Source organism: Micromonospora sp. BRA006-A, from assembly GCF_033433935.1.
Taxonomy (GTDB): domain Bacteria; phylum Actinomycetota; class Actinomycetes; order Mycobacteriales; family Micromonosporaceae; genus Micromonospora; species Micromonospora aurantiaca.
In genome coordinates this window covers 1,742,811-1,763,084 of the sequence record NZ_JANCLW010000001.1, presented here as the reverse complement: position 1 = coordinate 1,763,084, position 20,274 = coordinate 1,742,811, and the positions used below count along the sequence as shown (strand labels likewise).

Genomic DNA, 20,274 nt, shown 5'->3' with positions numbered 1-20,274 from the left:
ACGGCCGACCGTCAGCCGATGCCGCCGCCGACGCCGATCAGCGCGCCGATCAGGTAGGTCGCGCCGGCTGCCAGCGCGCCGAGCAGCAACTGCCGCAGACCGGCACGCCACCAGGCGCGGTTGGTGAACCGGGCCACGATCGCGCCGGCGACGAAGAGGCCGACGCCGCCGACGGCGAGCGCCAGCCAGAGGCTGGTGAAGCCGAGCAGGTACGGCAGCAGCGGCACCAGCGCGCCGATCGAGAAACAGATGAACGACGAGATCGCGGCGGCCCACGGGCTCGGCTGGTCGTCGGGGTCGACGCCCAGCTCCTCCCGTACGTGTACCCGCAGCGCCTCCTCCGGGTTGGCGCGTACCGCCTCGGCGACCTGCGTCGCCAGCTCACGGGACAGTCCACGGGCGACCCAGGCGTCTGCGAGTTCCCGGGCCTCGGCCTCCGGGTGGCGTTCCAGCTCGCGCCGCTCCTTGGCCACCTCGGCGGCGACCTGCTCGTTCGCGGACCGGACGCTCGTGTACTCGCCGAGGCCCATCGAGATGGCGCCGGCCACCAGGCCGGCCGTGCCGGTGAGCACCACGCTGCGCGGCGACACCCCGCCGCCGCCCACACCGGCGATCAGCGCGATGTTCGTGACCAGCCCGTCCATCGCGCCGAAGACGGCCGGGCGCAGCCAGCCGCCGGAGACGTCCGCGTGGTGTGCCTCGCGCAGTGCCGCAGGGGTGTCGGTCACGGCAGTGTCAGGATCTCGTAGCCGTCGTCGGTGACGACGATGGTGTGCTCGAACTGGGCCGTCCACCGGCGGTCCTTGGTGACCACCGTCCAGCCGTCGTCCCACATGTCGTACTGATAGGTGCCGAGCGTGATCATCGGCTCGACGGTGAACGTCATGCCGGGCTCCATCACGTCGGTGGGGCGCGGGCTGTCGTAGTGCGGCACGTAGAGGCCACTGTGGAACGCCTCGCCGATGCCGTGCCCGGTGAAGTCGCGGACCACGCCGTAGCCGAAACGCTTCGCGTACGACTCGATCACCCGGCCGATGACGTTGATCTGCCGGCCCGGCGCGATGGCCTTGATGCCGCGCATCATCGCCGTGTGGGTCCGCTCGACCAGCAGGCGGGCCTCCTCGCTCACCTCGCCCACGCAGAACGTGGCGTCGGTGTCGCCGTGCACGCCGTTCAGGTACGCGGTGACGTCGACGTTGATGATGTCGCCGTCCTGGAGCACCGTGGTGTCCGGGATGCCGTGGCAGATCACCTCGTTGAGGCTGGTGCAGCACGACTTGGGGAAGCCTCGGTAGCCGAGCGTCGACGGGTAGGCGCCGTGGTCGCAGAGGAACTCGTGCACCACCCTGTCGATCTCGTCGGTGGTCACCCCGGGCTTGCAGTGCTCACCGGCGAGTTGGGTGGCCTGGGCGGCGAGACGCCCCGCCACGCGCATCTTCTCGATGGTCTCCGGCGTCTGCACGTGCGAGCCGCGCCACTCCTGGGGCCGCTTCTTACCCACGTACTCCGGGCGCGGGATGTGGGCGGGGACCGCTCGCCACGGGGAGAGCGTGCCGGGGGTCAGCGGCGCACGGACGGTCATGGCCCAAGCCTATCGCCGGGGGTGGTGTGCCCTCCGCCACAGGCCCGCCGGGCAGGTTGTTGCCGTGCCGCAAACGCTGTGCCATTGTTGCTCCGTGGATCAAGGGGGCGCGGCGCCCGTCTTCTCCGTGACGGCGCAGGTCGACGGCGACCGACTGCGCGTCCAGGTGACCGGCGAGGTCGACATGGCGACCGCCGACACCATGTTCCAGACCGCGCTCCGCGAGCCCACCAAGCAGCTCACGCTCGACCTGCGGGCGGTCACCTTCTTCGACTCGGCCGCCATCCACGCGGTGGTCCGGCTCGCCCAGCGGTTCCCGGACGCGCTGACCGTGCTGCCGTCCCCGCAGGTCCGGCGCGTACTGGACATCTCCGGCCTGGGCGACCAGGACTGGCTCGCCCGGCCCTGACGGTACGGAAGCTGTCCGGATTCCGGAGGCGCACTCGCCCGTTCCGGCCGGACCGCTACGACTGCCGTGGAATTCCGGCAGCCGCCGAGGTCACGGCGCGCGGACTGTTCGGGTGAACGCGGTCGGGCACCGGACAGTGAACGATCTATGCGGGCCGAGGGCGATGTGGCAGCGTCGATGATCGCCTCCGCGGGGCGCGGGGGCACATCACCTGGGAGCGCATCACCATGACCGCACCACATAACCCTGGCTCGTACCCGCCGCCCGGTCCTCCGGGCTCCTATCCCCCGCCGCCGCCCGGGCCGCCCGGCGCGTATTCGCCGCCGCCCGGCCAGCCCGGCTTCGGACCCCCGCCGAAGAAGAACTGGCTCATGCCGGTGCTCATCGGCGTCGCCGTCGTGGTGGTGTTCTGCTGCGGTGGGCCGGCCCTGCTCGCCCTGACCGGCGACGACAAGAGCCCGGACGCGGCCGGCAGCAACGCTCCCGTGGCCCCCGCCGCCGACGGCGCCGGGCTGACCACGACCTCCGCTCCCACCTCGGCCGCCGCACCGCCGCCGGCCAAGAGCGAGAAACCCGCCGACGGGCCGAAGGCCTACCGGATCGGCGACACGGTGCGCGGCGGTGACTTCGAGTTCACCGCGCACAGCATCAAGTGCGGCATCGCCGAGGTGGGCAGTGACTTCCTGAACAAGAAGGCACAGGGAAGCTTCTGCCGGGTCGTCCTCACCGCGAAGAACGTCACCAAGAAGGCGAAGCTGTTCCACGCCGACGGCACCGTCAGCGCCCTCGACGCGACCGGCCGGGAGTACGAGGCCGACGGCGAGGCCGCGATCTACGGCAACGAGGACGGCGAGGGTTTCCTCGACGAGATCAACCCGGGGAACGCCGTGAAGGCGAACGTCTACTTCGACGTACCGAAGGGGACGAAGCTCGTGAAGCTGGTGTTCGACGCCGGGCTCTTCACCCTCGCCGAGGACGCGGAGGTCACCCTCTAGGCGCCGCTGCGCCGCCGCGCCGGTGTCAGTCGGCCAGCCGGCGGCGCAGCGTCAGCTCGGTGCCGTTCGCGGTACGGGTCACGTCCATCTCCCCCAGCGCCCGGATCAGCGCCAGCCCGCGTCCCCGGAAGCTCGACCCGCTCGACTCCCGCCAGCGTCCGCTGTCCCGGATGGTCGCGGTGACCGTACGGTCGGCGATCGTCACCTCGACCTCGATCGTCGGGTCCACCGGGTCGACCGGGTGCTCGATCGCGTTCGCCGCCGCCTCGGAGACCGCCACGGTCAGGTCGAACAGGTCGGTCTCGCCGACGTGGTGGGCGAGGAGGAAGTCCTCCAGCCGCTTGCGGAGCACGCTGAGCCGGGTCGGGTCGGCGGGCAGACGCAGCGCGAACCGGTTCAGCTCGGCCGCCTCCAGCGCGAGCACCGCCACGTCGTCGTGCCGGGACCGCTCGGCCACCCGGGCCACGACGGCGTCGACCAGGTCCGCCACGTGCGCGGCGCGCGCCGTCGCGTCGGCCCGCAACTGGCCCAGCCCGGCGTCGATGCCCGCGGACCGGTCCTCGATCAGGCCGTCGGTGTAGAGCAGGAGCCGGTTGCCCGGCGCGAGTTCGCCCTCGGCGGCCGGGTAGACGGCGCCGGGGATCGCACCGATCGGCGGTCCGAGGGCCCGATCGTGCAGGAACGCCACGTCGTCTCCTCGGATCAGCAGGGGTGAGGGATGGCCCGCGCTCGCGTACCGGATCCTGCCCGTGCGCGGGGAGAAGCCGAGGCAGACGACGGTGGCGAAGGAGCCGCTGCCGGCGGAGTGGACCAGCCGGTTGAGGCGGGTCAGCGCCTCGCCCGGGTCGTAGCCCTCCAGGACGTACGCCCGCAGCGCGTTGCGGAGCTGGCCCATCGCCGCGGCGGCCCGCACGCCCTTGCCGACCACGTCGCCGATGACCAGCACCAGGTCGTCGTCGGCGGTGGCCATCACGTCGTACCAGTCGCCGCCGACCTCCACGTCGGCGCTGCCCGGCAGGTACCGGCTGGCCACCACCGCGCCGGGCAACTGCGGCAGCGTACGCGGCAGCAGGCTGTGCTGAAGCGTGGTGGCGATGCGGTGCTCGGCCTCGTAGAGCTGGGCGTTCTCCAGCCGTACGCCGATCAGCCGGGCCAGTTGGGCCAGCGCCGCCTCCTCGGTGCCGCCGCCCTCGCGGCGCCACACCCGCAGCTCGCCGAGCTGCTCGCCGGCGGTGCCGGTGAGCGGCAACACCACGGTCGGCTCGACGGGCAGGTCGCCGCCGGCGTCCTCCTCGTGGCGGGCCCCGGTGGCGGTGACCCGGACGCGTCCGGCCTCGGCCAGGCGCAGCGCGTGCCGGGCGGCCACCCGCACCACCTCGGCGGTGGACCGGGCGGTGTTGATCTCCACGGCGGCGTCGGCGAGGGCCCGCAGGCGGCGGATGATCTGCCCGCGCAACTGGCCCAGCTCGACGTTGGCCCGCACCCGGGCCACCAGCTCCTGGCTGGAGAAGGGCTTGGTCAGGTAGTCGTCCGCGCCGGTGGACAGGCCGGCGACCTCCTCGGCGGCGCCGGCCCGCGCGGAGAGCAGCACGATCGGCACGTGCCGGGTCGCCGGTTCGGCGCGCAGCGCGGCGACCAGCCCGAAGCCGTCCAGCCGGGGCATCATCACATCGGTCAGCACCAGGTCGAACGGGGTCTCGACGGCCAGCCGCAGCGCCTCCACGCCGTCCGGCACGGCGACCACCTCGTACGCCGGGGAGAGCAGCCGGGCGACGTGCTCGCGCAGGTCGGGGTTGTCGTCGGCGAACAGGATGCGGCCGGACCCGCCGGGCGAGCCGGACGGCTCCGGCAGCCCGGTGGGGCGGGCCACCTCGTCGGTCCAGAGCGCCGTCTCGGCGACGTACAGGCGGGCCTGCTCCGGTTCGGTCAGCGGCACCGGCGACAGGGCGGCCACCCGGTCGGCGGGCAGGTGCGCGTACCCGAAGGGCATGGTCACCGCGAAGGTGGTGCCCCGGTCGACGACGCTGTGCGCGGTCACCGTGCCGCCGTGCATCTCGACCAGCTCGCGCACCAGGGCGAGCCCGATCCCGGTGCCCTCGTGGGTACGGGAGCGGGCGCCGGCCACCCGGTGGAACCGCTCGAAGACCTGCGGCAGTTCCTCCGGCGCGATGCCGACGCCGGTGTCTGTCACCTCCAGGACGGCGGCGCCGTCGGTCGCGCGGACCCGCACCCGGATCTCGCCGTCGAAGGTGAACTTGACCGCGTTCGACACCAGGTTGAGGACGATCTTCTCCCACATGTCCCGGTCGACGTAGACCGGCGCGGGCAGCGGCGGGCAGTCCACCACCAGGCGCAGCCCGGCCCGCTCGGTGGCCGAGCGGAACGTGCTGGCCAGCCGGGAGGTGTAGTCGGACAGGTCGGTGGGCTGGTAGCGGGCGGCCAGCCGGCCGGACTCCAACCGGGAGAAGTCGAGCACCGTGTTGACCAGCTTGAGCAGGCGCAGCCCGTTGCGGTGCATGACGGTGAGCCGGTCGAGGTACCGCTCGGGCAGCTCCCGGTCGGCGAGCATCTCCTCCATCGGCCCGAGGACCAGCGTCAGCGGAGTCCGGAACTCGTGGCTGACGTTGGCGAAGAAGTTGGTCTTGGCGCGGTCCAGCGCGGCCAGCTCGGCGGCGCGGGCGCGTTCCTGCTCGTACGCCCGCTGCTTGCCGACGGCCCGGGACACCTGCGCGGCGACCAGGTCGACGAAGTCGCGGTAGTCGTCGCTGAACGGCAGCCGGCGCGACACCCCGAGCAGCAGCACACCGGCCGGTTCGTTCGTCGCGGTCAGCGGCAGCAGGAGCGCCTGGCCGGCGGCGTCCGGCGGCACCGCGCCCGGCAGGTCGGCGGTGGCGATCCAGCGCGGCTCGGTGAACGGCTCGCCCTCGGGCAGGCCGGGCGGCGGATCGGCGACGGTGGCCGGATCCACGCCGGAGCAGCCGCCCGGCACGAGCGTGCCGCGCTCGTCGGCGAACCACAGCGCGCTGAACGGCACGTCGGCGCGGTGGGCGTCGAGCACGCGGGTGACGGCCCGGCCCAGTTCGAGCATGCTCGGCACGTCGCCCAGCTCGTTGCCCAGCTCGGCCAGGGCGCGCAGCCGGCGCTCGCCGAGCACCCGCCCGGTGGTCTCGTTGACGAAGCAGAAGATCCCGCTGACGGTGCCGTCGACGTCGCGGATCGGGTCGTACGAGACGTCGAAGTAGACGTCCTCCAGGAAGCCGTGCCGGTTCAGCACGAAGGGGTGGTTCTCACCCCGGTAGGGCACGCCCGTGCGGCGCACCCCGTCCAGCAGCGGGCCGAGCACGTCCCAGGTCTCGGCCCAGTGCCGGTGCGCGGCCTGCCCGATCACGGCGGGGTGCTTGTCGCCGATGGTGGGCCGGTAGGCGTCGTTGTAGAAGGCGAGGTGCTGCTCGCCCCAGAACACCACCATCTGGGCGCGGGACGACAGCATGGTGCTGATCGCGTGGCTGAGCGCGGCGGGCCAGCCGTCCGGGCTGCCGAGCGGGGTGGCGGACCAGTCGAAGCCGCGCAGCCGCTCGCCCATCTCGCCGCCGGCCGCGAACGCCGCGGCGAGCAGCGGCGACAGTGACATCTCGCCGGCCGCCGGGGACGAACGACTGTCGCCCCCGCCCCCCTGGGCCGAGCTCATGCAGCCTCCCGCTCCGGCCATGATCACGACGGTCGGCGCTGTCACGCCGACCGTCCCCGCCTACTACCCCGACGGTCGAGCAACGTAACGCACCCGCACCGTTCGACGCTGCTTACCTCCGCCTCATCCTGGCGTAACCGGCGCCCCGGGGCGACTCGGGGCGGTCCTCGCCTGGTCGGCGGGACCGCCGATTCGGCTGTCCGCGCACCTACGAAACGCGGGTGTGTGATCTGGCCGACACCGCGGCCCGGACCAGCGCGGCCACCGGCCGCGGGTCCGGCTCGTTCTCCGGATGCCACTGCACCCCGAGCACGAAGCGCCGCGCCGGATCCTCCACCGCCTCGACCACCCCGTCGTCGGCCCAGCCGGTCACCGCCAGGCCGCCGGGGTCGGCCACCGCCTGATGGTGGTACGAGTTGACCCGGTCCATTCCGGCCATCACCTCGGCGGTCCGGCTGCCGGCGGCGAAGCGCACCGGATGCGAGCCGTACACGCCCGGCGCGGGACGGTGCCCGTCGTGCCCGACCACGTCCGGCAGGTGCTGGTGCAGCAGGCCGCCGTACGCCACCGCCAGCAGTTGCATCCCCCGGCACACGCCCAGCACCGGCAGGTCGGCGGCGAGCGCGGCGGTCAGCAGCGTCGTCTCCCCCGCGTCGCGCTCCGGGCGGCTCTCGGTACGCGGGTCCGGCGGCTCGCCGTACCGCTCCGGGCCGACGTCCGCGCCGCCGGCCAGCAGCAGCCCGTCCAGCAGCCCCAGCACGTCCGCGTCGGCGTCGTCGGGGGGCAGCACCACGGCCCGGCCGCCCGCCGCGGTGACCGCCCGGACGTACGCGTGCGGCACGAGCGTCGCCGGCACGTCCCGCCACACCGCCCAGCCGGCCGGCTCGACGTACGCGGTGATGCCGATGACAGGTCGCGTCATAGCGGAGTGACGTACGCGCCGGTGATGCCGCCGTCGACGACGAACTGCGCGGCGGTCATGAACGAGGCGTCGTCGCTGGCGAGGAACGCCACCGCGGCGGCGATCTCTGCCGGGTCGCCGAACCGGCCCATCGGCACGTGCACCAGCCGACGGGCCGCCCGCTCCGGATCCTTGGCGAACAGCTCCAGCAGCAGCGGCGTCGCCACCGGCCCGGGGCACAGCGCGTTGACCCGGATGCCCTCGCGGGCGAACTGCACGCCCAACTCCCGGGTCATCGCCAGCACCCCGCCCTTGCTCGCCGTGTACGCGATCTGCGACGTCGCCGCGCCCATCAGTGCCACGAACGAGGCGGTGTTGATGATCGAGCCCTTGCCCTGCCGGCGCATGTGCGGGATGACGTGCTTGCAGCACAGGTAGACGCTCGTGGTGTTGACCCGCAGCACCCGTTCCCAGGCGTCCAGGCCGGTCTCCAGGATCGAGTCGTCGTCCGGCGGCGAGATGCCCGCGTTGTGGAACGACACATCCACCCGGCCGTGCCGCTGCACCACCCCGTCGAACAGGTCACGCACGGCCGTCTCGTCGGCCACGTCGGCGGCGACGAACTCACCGCCCACCTCCTGCGCGGCCCGGGCGCCGGCGTCGGCGTCGATGTCCACGCACACCACCCGGGCGCCCTCGGCGGCGAAGCGCCGTACGGTGGCCAGCCCGATGCCGCTGCCCGCGCCGGTCACGACCGCCACCCGGTCGGAAAGCCGTCCCTGCACTGTGATCACTCCTCGGTGCCGATGAACACGTTCTTGACGTCGGTGAAGGCGTGCAGCGCGTCCGGACCCAGCTCCCGGCCCAGGCCGGAACGCTTCATCCCGCCGAACGGGGTCCAGTAGCGCACCGAGGAGTGCGAGTTGACGCTGAGGTTGCCCGATTCGACGGCGCGGGCCACCCGCACCGCCCGCCCGACGTCCCGCGTCCAGATCGAGCCGGAGAGCCCGTACTCGGTGTCGTTGGCGAGCCGGATCGCGTCCGCCTCGTCGTCGAACGGCAGCACCGAGACGACCGGGCCGAACACCTCCTCCCGCCAGTGCCGATCGGCCGGGGAGCCGGCGAGCAACACCGTCGGGGCGTACCAGAAGCCGGGGCCGTCGGGGCACGAGCCGGTGAAGGCGACGTCCGCCCCGTCGACGTACCCGGCGACCCGGTCCCGGTGCGCGGCGGAGATCAGCGGGCCCATCTCGGCCGTGTCCCGGGCCGGGTCCTCCACCCGCACCGCTCGTACGGCCGGTTCGAGCAGTTCCAGGAACCTGTCGTACACCCGGCGCTGGACCAGGATCCGGGAGCGGGCGCAGCAGTCCTGGCCGGCGTTGTCGAAGACGGCGTACGGCGCGGTCGCAGCCGCCTTCTCCAGGTCCGCGTCGGCGAAGACGATGTTCGCCGACTTGCCGCCCAGCTCCAGCGTCACCCGCTTCACCTGGGCCGCACAGCCGGCCATGATCCGGGTGCCGACCTCGGTCGAGCCGGTGAAGCAGATCTTGCGGACCGCCGGGTGGGCGACGAACCGCTCGCCGACCACACTGCCCTGACCGGGCAGCACGGTGAACACGCCGTCGGGCAGGCCGGCGTCGCGGGCCAGTTCGGCCAGGCGCAGCGCGGTGAGCGGGGTCAGCTCGGCCGGCTTCAGCACCACCGTGTTTCCGGCGGCGAGCGCCGGGGCGAATCCCCAGCCGGCGATCGGCATCGGGAAGTTCCACGGCACGATCACGCCGACCACGCCCAGCGGCTCGTGGAACGTGACGTCGAGCCCGCCGGGCACCGGGATCTGGTGGCCGGTCAGCCGTTCCGGCGCGCCCGCGTAGTAGTCGAGCACGTCGCGGACGTTGCCCGCCTCCCAGCGGGCGTTGCCGATGGTGTGCCCGGCGTTGCGCACCTCCAGGAGAGCCAGCTCCTCCAGGTGCGCGTCGACCTGGGCGGCGAACCGCCGCAGCAGCCGCCCCCGATCCCCCGGCGCCACGTGACGCCACGTCTCGAACGCCGCGGAAGCCCGCGAGATCGCGGCATCCACGTCGTCAACGGAGCAGCCCGGCACGACCCCGATCCCCGCCCCGTCAACAGGCGAGATCACCTCACCCACGCGGTCCCCCCTCCCCTCGCCCCCGCGATCTTGCATTTGCTGCCCCTGCGAAAGCCCCATAACGCCCGCACCGAGGGCCGCAAGTGCAAGATCGGCGTCGAGAGCGGGGCGCGAGGGCGGGCGCGGCGGCGGGGCGCGCGGCGGCGAGGTCAGAGGCGTTCGAAGCCACGGGTCAGCTCCCAGTCCGTCACCGCGGCGTCGAAGGCGCTCAGCTCGACCTTCGCCTGGTTGGCGTAGTGGGCGGCCACCTCGTCACCGAACGCCTCCCGGGCCACCGCCGAGCCATGCCACAGATCCAGCGCGTCACGCAACGTCGTGGGCACCCGCTCGGCGTCCGGGTCGTCGTACGCGTTGCCGGTGCACTCGTCGCCCAGCTCCAGCTCGTTCTCGATGCCGTGCACCGCGCCGGCAACGAGCGCGGCGATCGCCAGGTACGGGTTGACGTCGGCCCCCGGTACCCGGTTCTCCACCCGCATCCCCTGCCCGTGCCCGACCAGCCGCAGCGCGCAGGTCCGGTTGTCGGTGCCCCAGCGCAGCGCGGTCGGCGCGAACGAGCCGGGCTGATAGCGCTTGTAGGAGTTGATGTTCGGCGCGAAGAACAGGCTGAACTCGCGCATGGTGGCGAGCAACCCGGCCAGCACCCGCTGCCCGGTGACGCTCAGATGCGCGGGCCCGTCCCCCAGCATCGCCGACGAGCCGGAGGAGTCGCGCAGCGAGAAGTGGATGTGGCAGGAGTTGCCCTCCCGCTCGTTCGGCTTGGCCATGAACGTGATCGCCATGCCCTCCTGGGCGGCGATCTCCTTCGCGCCGTTCTTGTAGATGACGTGGTGGTCGGCGCAGCGCACCGCCTCGTCGTACCGGAAGGCGATCTCGTGCTGGCCGAGGTTGCACTCGCCCTTCGCGCTCTCCGGGGTGAGCCCGGCGCCGGCCATCTCGGTGCGGATACGGCGCAGCAGCGGCTCGACCCGGGCGGTGCCGAGCAGTGAGTAGTCCACGTTGTACTGGTTGGCCGGCGTCAGGTCGCGGTAGCCGCGCTGCCACGCCTCCTCGTACGAGTCGCGGTAGAGCACGAACTCCAGTTCGGTGCCGGCGTACGCGGTCAGCCCGTGCGCGGCCAGCCGGTCGAGCTGGCGGCGCAGGATCTGCCGGGGCGAGGCGACCACCGGGCCGGAGCCGTCCAGCCACTCCAGGTCGGCAAGCAGCAGCGCGGAGCCGGGCTGCCAGGGCATCCGGCGCAGCGTGTCCAGGTCGGGGCGCATGGCGAAGTCGCCGTAGCCGCGTTCCCAGCTCGACATCGCGTACCCGTCGACGGTGTTCATGTCGACGTCCACCGCGAGCAGGTAGTTGCAGCCCTCGCTGCCGTGCGTGACCACCTGGTCGAGGAAGTAGGGCGCGTGGAACCGTTTGCCCTGCAGGCGGCCCTGCATGTCGGTGAGCGCGAGCACCACCGTGTCGATCTCACCCTCGGTGACGGCGACCCGCAACTGTTCCAGCGAGAGCGGCGTTGGTTTCATCAGGGGCCTCCATCACCAAGGTCTACTGGCAAACCGGATCACCGTCAATGCCCCGGCGAGGCCGGGTGCGAAACCGGGGAGTGCACATGCGCCGTCGTACCGTCGCGGTCGTCGCCGCCGTCCTCGCGATCGTGCTAGCAGCGACCGACGCGCACGCCGACCGCAGACCCGCCGAGGGGCGACCCGCCGCCGGGCCGGACCGGCCGGCGACCGCCGACGCGCGACCGGTCACGCTCGACCTGCGCGGCTTCGACGGACGCTCCGGCTGGTCCGGCTACGACCTGAGCCGCCCCCACGTCGTCGCCACCGGCCTGGAGGCGCCGTGGGGCCTGGACTTCCTGCCCGACGGCAGCGCCCTGGTCGCGCAGCGGGACCGGGGCACGATCCTGCGCGTGCGCCCCGGACGCCCGGCCCGCGAGGTGGCGCGGATCGCCGACGTGGCCGCGGGCGGCGAGGCGGGCCTGCTCGGGCTCGCGGTCTCCCCGCGGTACCGCCGCGACAGGTGGGTCTACGCCGCCTACACCACGGCTGCCGACATCCGGATCGTCCGGTTCCGCCTCGGCGCATCCCAGCCGCCGCAGGTGCTGGTGAGCGGCATCGCCCGCAGCGCCGTCCACGACGGCGGGCGGATCGCGTTCGGCCCCGACGGCATGCTCTACGCAGGCGTCGGCGACGCCGGGGTGGCGGCCCGCGCGCAGGACCTGACCAGCCGCAACGGCAAGATCCTGCGGATCCGCCCGGACGGCGGCGTGCCGCCGGGCAATCCGTTCCCCGGTTCGCTCGTCTACAGCTACGGCCACCGCAACGTGCAGGGACTCGCCTGGGACCGGCACGGCCGGCTGTTCGCCACCGAGTTCGGGCAGAGCACGTGGGACGAGGTGAACCGGATCGTGCCCGGCGGCAACTACGGCTGGCCGCTCGTCGAGGGCGTCGCCGGTGATCCCCGGTTCCGCGACCCGGTCGTCGTCTGGCCGCCCGCCCAGGCGTCCCCGAGCGGCGCCGCGTTCACCAGGGGCACGCTCTACGTCGCCGCGCTGCGCGGCGCCCGGCTCTGGGCGGTGCCCGTCGACGCCGCCGGCCGCGTCGGCGTACCGGTGGCGGAGCTGGCCGGCACCTACGGCCGCCTGCGTACCGTCGAGGTGGCGCCCGACGGCGCGCTCTGGGTCGCGACCAGCAACCGCGACGGCCGCGGCACCCCGGCGGCCGGCGACGACCGCATCCTCCGCTTCCCGCTCACCCACCGCCGCCCCACGATCTGACCCCTTGGGTACGCGGACAGCCGACCCCGCGTCAGCCACGAACCCGTGCCCAGGCCAGGAAGCGGCCGTGCAGATCCGGCGCGTGGTCGGGATTCAGCCGGGCGAGGTGTTCCCGCGCTTCGGCCATCAGCCCGCCGAGATAGAGCAGGAGCGCGGTGCGGTCCTCCCGGTACTCGACGAGCAGCGACAGACGGGCCGGCTGGCAGGGCCACTCCGCACCGCAGTTGCGGCACCGCCAGAGCGGGCGCATTGGCAGGTGCGGAACCACGCGACGGCCCATCACCGCAGCCTTCGGGCGATCGCACGCGCCTCGTCGTCGCTGAGCGGAAGGAACCAGAAGAACCGCCGGACGATCTCGGGCGGTTCCGGCCCCTCGACTCGGCCACGCAGATCCCGGATCGCGCCGCGCACGAGGAACGCCATCATCCGGATGAGCGCTGCCGGATCGAGCTGATCACGCGGAATGCGACGCAGGGCGGGACACGGCCACGGCTCCCGGCAACGCTCGCATTCCCAGTCCGGCTCGTACCCGATGTGACCGATGGCGCTGAGGACACCGACCAGAACCGTCACCACCGGCCCCCGTTCGCCCGCCACTCCTGCGCCGGTGTCAGACGACCGGGGCTGCCCGGGCGAACCGTGGGAAACGCCCGGGTCGGCTCGCGCATCCACGCCGGCAGGTTGCTGCCGGGGTCGCGCTTCGGCAGGGTGGGCAGCTCCCGGGTACGGCACCGGAACCATCGGACACGCACATCGGCCTCCTCGCAGATGGAGGGGGCCGTCCGGCATCGTCGGGACCGGGCGGCCCCGGGCTGGAATCCGCCCGTGCTCGCCTGCGACGAGCGGATCCGCATGCGTGACAGTCTGGTGAGGACACCGCTACGGTCGGAAGGCATCGAGCCTGGTCACGGCGCACGAGTGAAGTACGGGCTCAACCGGCAGACACCGAATGAAATTCACGCACGGACTGTGGAGGAACTGTGGAGGAACCGACAGCAGAGTTGATCCGTGCGCAGCTCCGCCGACTACGGAACGTTGCCGGTCTCAATCAGGAGGAATTCGGCCGGTTGGTCCACTACTCGCCGTCAATGGTGTCCGCCGTCGAAACCGGCAGCCGTCCGTACGACCGGCTCTTCTTGGCTCGTGCCGACGAGGTGCTGAACTCCGGCGGCCTGCTGGTGTCCCTGCTCAAGATGGCCGAACGCGAGGGCTTGCCGTCCTGGCTCCGCCCATGGCTCGATGCCGAACGCAACGCTCGACAGCTCCGGTGCTTCCACCCGACTCTCATTCCAGCCCTGCTTCAGACGGAGAACTACGCCCGAGCGGTGATTCGCTGTGACGACCTACTCAGCGATGCCGACGTGGAGAGCCGCGTGGCAGCCCGCATGGATCGCCAGGAAGTCCTGCGGCAGCCATCTCCGCCCCAGCTCATCGCTGTACTCGACGAGGGAATGCTGCACCGCCGCGAAGAGAGCTTCCGCGGCCTGATGGCTCAGCAGATCGAGCACCTGGTCGTCTGCGCCGAGCGCCCGCACATCAGTATCCACGTGCTTCCACTACAGGTCGGGTTGCACATCGGCTTGTCCGGTCCGTTCACTCTGGCGAGAGGCGCGGAGGGCGGTTGGGTCGCCAGCATGGAATGCCAGCTCACCACGAGCGTGATCGACGGCGACGCCGACGTGGCTACGCTTCAGTCGAGATGGGAGATGATCCGGAGTGAAGCTTTGCCCCGCCGGCAGTCTCTCGAGCTTCTGAAAGAGGTGGAGACGTCATGGATCTGAGCGGCGCGACCTGGCGAAAGGCGACCCGGAGCGGCAACACCGACTGCGTCGAGGTGGCTGACAACCTGACGGAAGTGGTGCTGGTACGCGACTCCAAGGACCGGGACGGCGGCACGCTCCACGTCACCCCGACGTCGTGGAGGTCGTTCGTCGGACTGGCCAAGCAGATCGGATCCGCAGCCTAACCGACAAAACGATCGCCAAGATCTCCGGACAGCCCGGCGCTCACATCGGCTGGACCCAGGCGGATCGCCACTGCGGGGACGGGTCCTGGCCGAGGCTGGTCCAGTACTCCCGGCCCTCGGTGATCCGCCCGCCCCGCACGGTCCAGAACGACGCGACCCGGTGCACGCCCATTCCCTCGTGCGGCACCTCCACCTCGGACACCACCGTGTCGCCCGCCGCCACCACCCGCAGCACCCGGATCGACCAGCCCTCCGGGTACTCGGCGTTGACCTTCACGTAGTTGTCGCGGCCGACGATCCGCTCGGCGCTGGCCGGCCACTCCACCACCACGTCGTCGGCCAGCAGGTCGCCGACGCCGGCCCAGTCCCGGGCCTGCATGCGGTCCCACAGCGCGCGTACCACCGTTTCCGTTTCCATCGCCGGATCATGGCAGGCCCCACCGACAGCTACGACGGCTCGGCGGGCTCGGGTTCGGCCTGGTCGACGGTGCGGCGCGGGCCGGTGAACCACTTGCGGGCCGAGGCGTACCACCAGACTGCGACGCCGAGCAGCACGCCACCGATCGCGATGGGTGCGTAGTTCACCGCCGTCCAGCTGAAGCCGGGGTTGCCGGGCACACCCGCCGGGACGATCGGCAGCACGAAGTAGACCGAGATGACGGCGATCTCGACCACCGCGATCCAGCCGAGCAGCTTGTAGCGGCGGCCGAGCGTCCACGGGCCCGGGGTGAACCGGTCACCCATCCGCAGCCGCAGGAAGATCGGGATGATGAAGGACAGGTACAGCCCGATCACCGCGACCGACACCACCGCGTAGAACGCCACAGGGATGCCGCCGCGCTGGTAGAGCGCGGGCAGCGTGAGCACCAGCCCGGCCAGCGTCGCGCCGATGATGGCGTTGACGGGCGTGCCGTTGCGGTTCACCTTCGACCACAGCCGCCAGCCGGGCACCGCCCGGTCCCGGCTGAACGCGTACGCCATCCGCGACATCGAGGTCACGCAGCTCATGCCGCAGAAGAACTGCCCGATGGTGGAGATGATGATGACGGCCTTGAAGAAGAACGGCGTCAGCGCGGACTCGAAGATCGCCCCGGAGAAGCCGCCCGCCTCGTTGATCGCGTCCACGTCGGTGGCCGCGAACAGGAACGCCAGCAGCAGGATCCAGCCGCCCACCGCCGAGTAGAAGATCGACCGCCACAGCCCCTGCGCGGCGGCCTTGGAGGCGCCCCGGGTCTCCTCGGAGACGTGCGCGCAGGCGTCGAAGCCGGTGATCGTGTACTGCGTGAGCAGGAAGCCCAGCGGCAGCACGTAGAACCAGAACGCCAGCCCGCCGGTGTCGCCGTCACCGAAGCCGGAGTTGTTGAACCGCTCGGTGAACACGAACTGGAAGCTCTGGTGGTTGTCCGGGACCAGGACCAGGATCAGCACCACGGCGGCCGCGCCGGCGACGTGCCACCAGACCGAGACGTTCTGGAGTACGTCGATGATCCGGTGCCCGTAGATGTTGATCAGCCCGTGCAGCGCGAGGATCACCACGAACAGGCCGAACGTCTGGTGCCCGGTGCCGGCCCAGCCGTCGAACAGCGCCGACAGCGTCAGGTTGAGGAACGTGGCGCAGCCGTAGTCGACCGACGCGGTCACCGCGACCAGCCCGATCAGGTTGAGCCAGCCGGTGAACCAGCCGTGCACCGGCCGCCCCATCGTCGCCGCCCACCAGTAGATTCCGCCCGCCGTCGGGTACGCCGACACCAGCTCGGCCAGGCAGAAGCCGATGATCAGGATGAACAGCGAGATCAGCGGCCAGCCCCAGGAGATCGCCACCGGGCCGCCGTTGTTCCACGCCTGGCCGAACGTGGTGAAGCAGCCGGCCAGGATCGAGATGATGGAGAACGAGATCGCGAAGTTGGAGAAGCCGCTCCACTTGCGGCGCAGCTCCTGTTTGTAGCCGAGTTCGGCGAGTCGTCGGGCGTCGTCGTCCATCGGCTGCTCGGCGGTCGGCGCGGGCGTCGTGGCCACTGCACACCTCCTCGAGGCGATGCTCGTGCGAGTGCTCGCAGTGTGCTCCCGGCCGATCAAGGCGGTCAATACGTACCCCCGTAATTGCGTTGTCGCCCGATCCCACCCGGGGCATCATTGTGGGCGTGACCAGGCCCGACCCGACGGGCCGGCACCGGGCGCTCGGCAACGCCCGGTCCGCGGCGGCGCGCGGCGTCCACCTCTCTCTCACTGAAGTACGGCGCTCGGCCGTACCCTCCGGACGCCCCGCGCCGCCGCTCCCTACCGGCCGACGGTCACCGTCAGCCCGGGCGCTGCCACCTCCACCGGGCCTGCGAACCCGCGCCGTACGGCGGTCAGCGCCTCCCGCGGCTCCGTCCCGGGCCACAGATGGGTGAGCAGCAGGCGCCGCACCCCGGCCTCGGCGGCGTACCGGCCGACCTCGACGGCGCTGGACAGGTTTCCCTCGTGCCGCTGCGGGAGTTCGTCCGGATAGGTCGCCTCCGCGATCAGCAGGTCCGCGTCGCGAGCCAGCTCCACCCGCGCCGGGCTGGGTCCGGTGTCCCCGGTGTAGGCGAGCACCAGGCCCGCCGCCGAGAACCGGGCCCCGGCGTTCGGCACCCAGTGCGGCAACGCGAACGTCCGCACCTCGTACGGCCCCAGACGCAGCGTCTCCCCCGGGGTGAACCCGGTCAGCCGGTACCCGGGTTCGAGCAGGCCCGGCTCGTCGATCGCGAGCAGCCCGGCGAGGCTGCCCGTGAGGGCGTACACCGGCAGGGGCGGCCCGGACCGGTTCGCGAGCACCCGGGCGCGGATCAGCGGTTGCAGGTCCGCGCAGTGGTCGGGGTGGCCGTGGCTGACGTAGACGGCGTCGACGTGCTCCGCCCGCGTGAGCGCCAGCAACGGTTGCAGCGTCGCGTAGCCGGGGTCGATCAGCAGCCGGAAGCCGTCGTGTTCGACGAGGAAGCCGGCGCAGGCCTGGTGGGCGGTGGGGTAGGCGCCGAGGCCGCCCAGGACGGTTGTCCGCATCCGGTCGACCGTACCGGTGGGGTGCTCGCCGGGTGGGCCGGCGACGGTCAGACGAACAGCAGCCCCGCGACCCACAGCGCGGCGATCATCAGACCGGCGGTGAACTCCAGGACCATCGACAGCCCGGCCGCCTTGAGTGCCTGCACCGTGGCCGGCCAGGCCAGCCGGGTGTCGCCGAGCCGCAGCCGTTCGGCGCCGAAGATGCCGCCGACGAAGCCGATCGGCAGCCCGATCACCGGGATCACGAAGAACCCGACCACGCCGAGCAGCCCGCCCGCCAGCAGCGAGGTGGTGGGCACGCCGGTCCGCTTCAGGTTGCGCCCCGGCCAGAGGTACTTGAGCACGGTGCCACCGGCGGCGATCACCGTGGCGGCGGCGAGCACCGCCCAGCGGCCCGGTCCGGCGTCGCCGAACAGCGTCCACACCAGTACGCCGCCCCAGCACAGCGGCAGCGCCGGTAACCCGGGCACCACCACCCCGGCAAGGCCGGCGACGATCGCCAGCGCGGCGACCACCGACACCACGGCCTGCGAATCGGTGAGGCTCACCGGTTCTCCCTTCCTCGCCTGCCGCGTTCGCGGGAGGTGTTAAGCGGGGCCCCCTGCTCTACCGGAGGCGTTAAGAGGGGGCCCTTCCTTACCCGCCCAGGCGGGCGCGGATGCCGTCGGCGGGCATCGGTGCGCCGAACAGCCGGCCCTGCCCGGTGTCGCAGCGCAGCGCGCGCAGCCGTTCGGCCTGCACCTCGGTCTCCACCGCCTCGGCCGTCACCGACAGCTCCAGCGCGTGCGCCAGCCGGACCAGCGCGTCCACGATCCGCTCGTCCCGGTGGTCGGCGACCACGTCCCCGCCGTCACCCTTTATCCCCTCGACGAACGGGCCGGCCAGCTTCACGCAGTGGATCGGCAGCCGCCGCAGGTACGCCAGGTTCGAGTAGCCGGTGCCGAAGTCGTCGATGGCCAGCCGCAGCCCGAGGCCGGCGAGCTGGTGCAGCGTCCGCAGCGGCTCGCCGGCGCTGCCCATGACGGCGCTCTCGGTCAGCTCCAGCTGCAACAGCTCGGCCGGCAGGCCGGTGTGCTGCAACGCCTCCGCCACCGTCTCCACGATGGCCGGGTCGTCGGCCTGCCGGGCGGCCAGGTTGACGCTGACCACCGGCGTGGTGTCCGGGTACGCGCGCCGCCACGACTCGGCGTCACGGCACGCCTGGCGTAGCACCCAGGCGCCGAGCCGGACGATCAGGCCGGTCTCCTCGGCCAGCCCGATGAACCGGTCCGGGCCGATCAGCCCCAGCTCCGGGTGCTGCCAGCGCACCAGCGCCTCGACCGCCACCATCGTGCCGTCCAGCAGCGACACGATCGGCTGGTAGTGCAGCACGAACTCGCCCCGGTCCAGCGCGGCGGGCAGGTTCGCGGCCAGCGCGGAACGGGCGATGTCGGCGGCACTGCGCTCCGGGTCGTACACCGCCCAGCGGCCCCGGCCCTCCGCCTTGGCCCAGTACAGCGTGGTGTCGGCGGCCTTCATCAGGTCACCGACGCTCGTCTCCGCCGCCGGGCACTCCACGATGCCGATGCTCGCCGACACGGCGAGCTGCTGGTCACCGACGTGCACCGGCGCGGACACCGCGGCCAGGGCCAGCTCGGCGACCTCCACCGCGTCGTCGATACCGCCGTCGGAGTCGACCAGGATGACGAACTCGTCGCCGCCCATCCGGGCGACCAGGTGGCCACGTCCGGCCACGCAGTCGCTGAGCCGGCGGGCGATCACCTTGAGCAGCCGGTCGCCCAGGTCGTGGCCGAGGCTGTCGTTCACCGCCTTGAAGCCGTCCAGGTCGATGAAGCAGAGCCCGACGCGCTGGTCCGGGCCGGCGGCGTCGAAGACCGCGCCGAGCTCGTCGAAGAACAGCGTGCGGTTGGGCAGGCCGGTCAGCGGGTCGTGCAGCGCCTGGAAACGCAGCCGCTGCTGCAACTCGTACCGCTGGGTGATGTCCTCCACCATGGCGACGGTGAACCGGGGCCGGCCGTCGTCGTGCCGGATCAGCGACACCGCGAGGTCGGTCCAGACCACGCTGCCGTCCTTGCGGTAGTAGCGCTTCTCCACCCGGGCGCTGTCCCGCTTGCCCTCGATCAGCTCCTTGTACAGCTCCCACATCCCGGTCGCGTCGTCGGGGTGGAACAACGCCGACACGTTCATCCGCCGCATCTCCGCGACGGTGTAGCCGAGCATGTCCGCGAACGCCTGGTTGACCTCGATGATCTGCCCGTCCACACCGGCGATGCCGATGCCGATGGCGGCGCCGGTGAAGACCGCCCGGAAGCGGGCCTCGCTGTCCCGTAGCGCCTGCTCGACGGTGTCCCGGGCCTGCCACGCCGACCGGGCGATCCGCTCCTGCTGGCTGAAGACCCGGTCGCGTAGCGCGCGGGCGAACCCGGCGGCGAACGCGCCCTGCAGCAGTGCCACCCGCTCGCGCAGCTCCGGCGACTCGGTGCGTGACGGCAGCACCCACGGCAGGAACCGGTCACCGAGCGCCTGCACCGACCAGTCGAGTACCCCCGGCTCGGTGAGGTGCGCCTGGACCAGGGCACGGCCCACCTCCTCCGCCGGGCCGGCGGAGAAGGTGGGGGCGAGCAGGGCCTCACCGAGCCGCTCGGTGAGCGGCACCAGCAGGCGCTCGGTCTCGGCCGCGCTCAGCGGCACGAACCCGATGCGGCGCACCGCGCGAGCCCACTCGGCGGCGTACGCGGCGGCGCCGGGCCGGCTGACGTCGCCCCCGTCGCTGTCCGGGGCGCGCACGGG

19 protein-coding genes are annotated in these 20,274 nt (G+C 72.4%); 5 read left to right on the top strand and 14 right to left on the bottom strand.

All coding sequences use genetic code 11. From position 1 onward, the window contains the following. Positions 1–11 precede the first annotated feature (11 nt). The gene (locus NMK34_RS08530; RefSeq protein ID WP_210893271.1) at positions 12–728 is read right to left on the bottom strand and encodes a VIT1/CCC1 transporter family protein; all 717 of its coding nucleotides are present in this window, start codon (positions 726–728) and stop codon (positions 12–14) included. Then, the gene (gene map / locus NMK34_RS08525; protein WP_030269849.1) at positions 725–1,582 is read right to left on the bottom strand and encodes a type I methionyl aminopeptidase; all 858 of its coding nucleotides are present in this window, start codon (positions 1,580–1,582) and stop codon (positions 725–727) included. The genes NMK34_RS08530 and map overlap by 4 nt, the downstream gene beginning before the upstream one ends. Before the next feature lie 94 nt (positions 1,583–1,676). Here map and NMK34_RS08520 point away from each other — a divergent pair, with 94 nt between their 5' ends. Together NMK34_RS08520 and NMK34_RS08515 are read left to right on the top strand one after the other, a co-directional pair. Further along, positions 1,677–1,991, top strand: a complete 315-nt coding sequence (locus NMK34_RS08520; protein WP_318332939.1) for an STAS domain-containing protein — start codon at positions 1,677–1,679, stop codon at positions 1,989–1,991. A 227-nt stretch (positions 1,992–2,218) separates the two neighbouring features. Beyond that, on the top strand, positions 2,219–2,986 hold the full coding sequence (locus NMK34_RS08515; protein ID WP_318332938.1) for a DUF4352 domain-containing protein: 768 nt from the start codon (positions 2,219–2,221) through the stop codon (positions 2,984–2,986). A gap of 25 nt (positions 2,987–3,011) precedes the next feature. On the opposite strand, the gene NMK34_RS08510 is transcribed toward NMK34_RS08515, so the two are convergent. The 5 genes from NMK34_RS08510 to NMK34_RS08490 all read right to left on the bottom strand — a co-directional run bounded on the left by NMK34_RS08510 (position 3,012) and on the right by NMK34_RS08490 (position 11,235). After that, positions 3,012–6,674: a SpoIIE family protein phosphatase gene (locus NMK34_RS08510; RefSeq protein ID WP_318332937.1), complete on the bottom strand. Its 3,663-nt coding sequence runs from the start codon at positions 6,672–6,674 to the stop codon at positions 3,012–3,014. Positions 6,675–6,882: 208 nt separating this feature from the next. Continuing rightward, on the bottom strand, positions 6,883–7,596 hold the full coding sequence (locus NMK34_RS08505; RefSeq protein ID WP_318332936.1) for a gamma-glutamyl-gamma-aminobutyrate hydrolase family protein: 714 nt from the start codon (positions 7,594–7,596) through the stop codon (positions 6,883–6,885). Next, positions 7,593–8,360 (bottom strand): 3-oxoacyl-ACP reductase, encoded by a 768-nt coding sequence (locus NMK34_RS08500; protein ID WP_318332935.1) that lies wholly within the window; start codon positions 8,358–8,360, stop codon positions 7,593–7,595. The genes NMK34_RS08505 and NMK34_RS08500 overlap by 4 nt, the downstream gene beginning before the upstream one ends. Before the next feature lie 5 nt (positions 8,361–8,365). Beyond that, positions 8,366–9,721: an aldehyde dehydrogenase family protein gene (locus NMK34_RS08495; RefSeq protein WP_318332934.1), complete on the bottom strand. Its 1,356-nt coding sequence runs from the start codon at positions 9,719–9,721 to the stop codon at positions 8,366–8,368. 149 nt (positions 9,722–9,870) lie between these two features. Next, positions 9,871–11,235, bottom strand: a complete 1,365-nt coding sequence (locus NMK34_RS08490; protein WP_318332933.1) for a glutamine synthetase family protein — start codon at positions 11,233–11,235, stop codon at positions 9,871–9,873. An 86-nt stretch (positions 11,236–11,321) separates the two neighbouring features. On the opposite strand from NMK34_RS08490, the gene NMK34_RS08485 reads away from it, so the two are divergent. Then, a complete protein-coding gene (locus tag NMK34_RS08485; RefSeq protein ID WP_318332932.1) occupies positions 11,322–12,494 on the top strand; it encodes a PQQ-dependent sugar dehydrogenase in 1,173 nt (390 codons plus the stop codon). A gap of 31 nt (positions 12,495–12,525) precedes the next feature. Here the strand turns inward: NMK34_RS08485 and NMK34_RS08480 are convergent, their stop codons facing one another. Further along, entirely contained in the window at positions 12,526–12,744 is a 219-nt protein-coding gene (locus NMK34_RS08480) for a flavin reductase (protein WP_318332931.1), read from the bottom strand. A gap of 29 nt (positions 12,745–12,773) precedes the next feature. After that, the gene (locus NMK34_RS08475; RefSeq protein ID WP_318332930.1) at positions 12,774–13,091 is read right to left on the bottom strand and encodes a hypothetical protein; all 318 of its coding nucleotides are present in this window, start codon (positions 13,089–13,091) and stop codon (positions 12,774–12,776) included. Positions 13,092–13,474: 383 nt separating this feature from the next. On the opposite strand from NMK34_RS08475, the gene NMK34_RS08470 reads away from it, so the two are divergent. Both NMK34_RS08470 and NMK34_RS08465 read left to right on the top strand, forming a co-directional pair. Continuing rightward, complete coding sequence (locus NMK34_RS08470) at positions 13,475–14,275, top strand: helix-turn-helix domain-containing protein (protein ID WP_013474421.1); 801 nt, start codon at positions 13,475–13,477, stop codon at positions 14,273–14,275. After that, on the top strand, positions 14,266–14,460 hold the full coding sequence (locus NMK34_RS08465; protein ID WP_013474420.1) for a DUF397 domain-containing protein: 195 nt from the start codon (positions 14,266–14,268) through the stop codon (positions 14,458–14,460). Before NMK34_RS08470 ends, NMK34_RS08465 begins: the two co-directional genes overlap by 10 nt. Before the next feature lie 40 nt (positions 14,461–14,500). Here NMK34_RS08465 and NMK34_RS08460 read toward each other — a convergent pair whose 3' ends face one another. The 5 genes from NMK34_RS08460 to NMK34_RS08440 form a co-directional block, all read right to left on the bottom strand. Further along, complete coding sequence (locus NMK34_RS08460) at positions 14,501–14,878, bottom strand: nuclear transport factor 2 family protein (protein ID WP_184977161.1); 378 nt, start codon at positions 14,876–14,878, stop codon at positions 14,501–14,503. 29 nt (positions 14,879–14,907) lie between these two features. Next, the gene (locus NMK34_RS08455; RefSeq protein WP_318332929.1) at positions 14,908–16,476 is read right to left on the bottom strand and encodes an amino acid permease; all 1,569 of its coding nucleotides are present in this window, start codon (positions 16,474–16,476) and stop codon (positions 14,908–14,910) included. A gap of 261 nt (positions 16,477–16,737) precedes the next feature. Next, on the bottom strand, positions 16,738–17,484 hold the full coding sequence (locus tag NMK34_RS08450) for an MBL fold metallo-hydrolase (RefSeq protein WP_318332928.1): 747 nt from the start codon (positions 17,482–17,484) through the stop codon (positions 16,738–16,740). 47 nt (positions 17,485–17,531) lie between these two features. Continuing rightward, the gene (locus NMK34_RS08445; protein ID WP_184977164.1) at positions 17,532–18,032 is read right to left on the bottom strand and encodes a DUF456 domain-containing protein; all 501 of its coding nucleotides are present in this window, start codon (positions 18,030–18,032) and stop codon (positions 17,532–17,534) included. 88 nt (positions 18,033–18,120) lie between these two features. Further along, positions 18,121–20,271 (bottom strand): putative bifunctional diguanylate cyclase/phosphodiesterase, encoded by a 2,151-nt coding sequence (locus NMK34_RS08440; protein WP_318332927.1) that lies wholly within the window; start codon positions 20,269–20,271, stop codon positions 18,121–18,123. Positions 20,272–20,274 lie beyond the last annotated feature (3 nt).

What these genes read in the sequence shown, in the direction of transcription:
- map (WP_030269849.1), bottom strand. Translation starts at nt 1,582, where the DNA reads ATGACCGTCCGTGCGCCGCTGACCCCCGGCACGCTCTCCCCGTGGCGA.
- NMK34_RS08485 (WP_318332932.1), top strand. Translation starts at nt 11,322, where the DNA reads ATGCGCCGTCGTACCGTCGCGGTCGTCGCCGCCGTCCTCGCGATCGTG.
- NMK34_RS08510 (WP_318332937.1), bottom strand. Translation starts at nt 6,674, where the DNA reads ATGAGCTCGGCCCAGGGGGGCGGGGGCGACAGTCGTTCGTCCCCGGCG.
- NMK34_RS08505 (WP_318332936.1), bottom strand. Translation starts at nt 7,596, where the DNA reads ATGACGCGACCTGTCATCGGCATCACCGCGTACGTCGAGCCGGCCGGC.
- NMK34_RS08460 (WP_184977161.1), bottom strand. Translation starts at nt 14,878, where the DNA reads ATGGAAACGGAAACGGTGGTACGCGCGCTGTGGGACCGCATGCAGGCC.
- NMK34_RS08450 (WP_318332928.1), bottom strand. Translation starts at nt 17,484, where the DNA reads ATGCGGACAACCGTCCTGGGCGGCCTCGGCGCCTACCCCACCGCCCAC.
- NMK34_RS08480 (WP_318332931.1), bottom strand. Translation starts at nt 12,744, where the DNA reads ATGCGCCCGCTCTGGCGGTGCCGCAACTGCGGTGCGGAGTGGCCCTGC.
- NMK34_RS08465 (WP_013474420.1), top strand. Translation starts at nt 14,266, where the DNA reads ATGGATCTGAGCGGCGCGACCTGGCGAAAGGCGACCCGGAGCGGCAAC.
- NMK34_RS08515 (WP_318332938.1), top strand. Translation starts at nt 2,219, where the DNA reads ATGACCGCACCACATAACCCTGGCTCGTACCCGCCGCCCGGTCCTCCG.
- NMK34_RS08490 (WP_318332933.1), bottom strand. Translation starts at nt 11,235, where the DNA reads ATGAAACCAACGCCGCTCTCGCTGGAACAGTTGCGGGTCGCCGTCACC.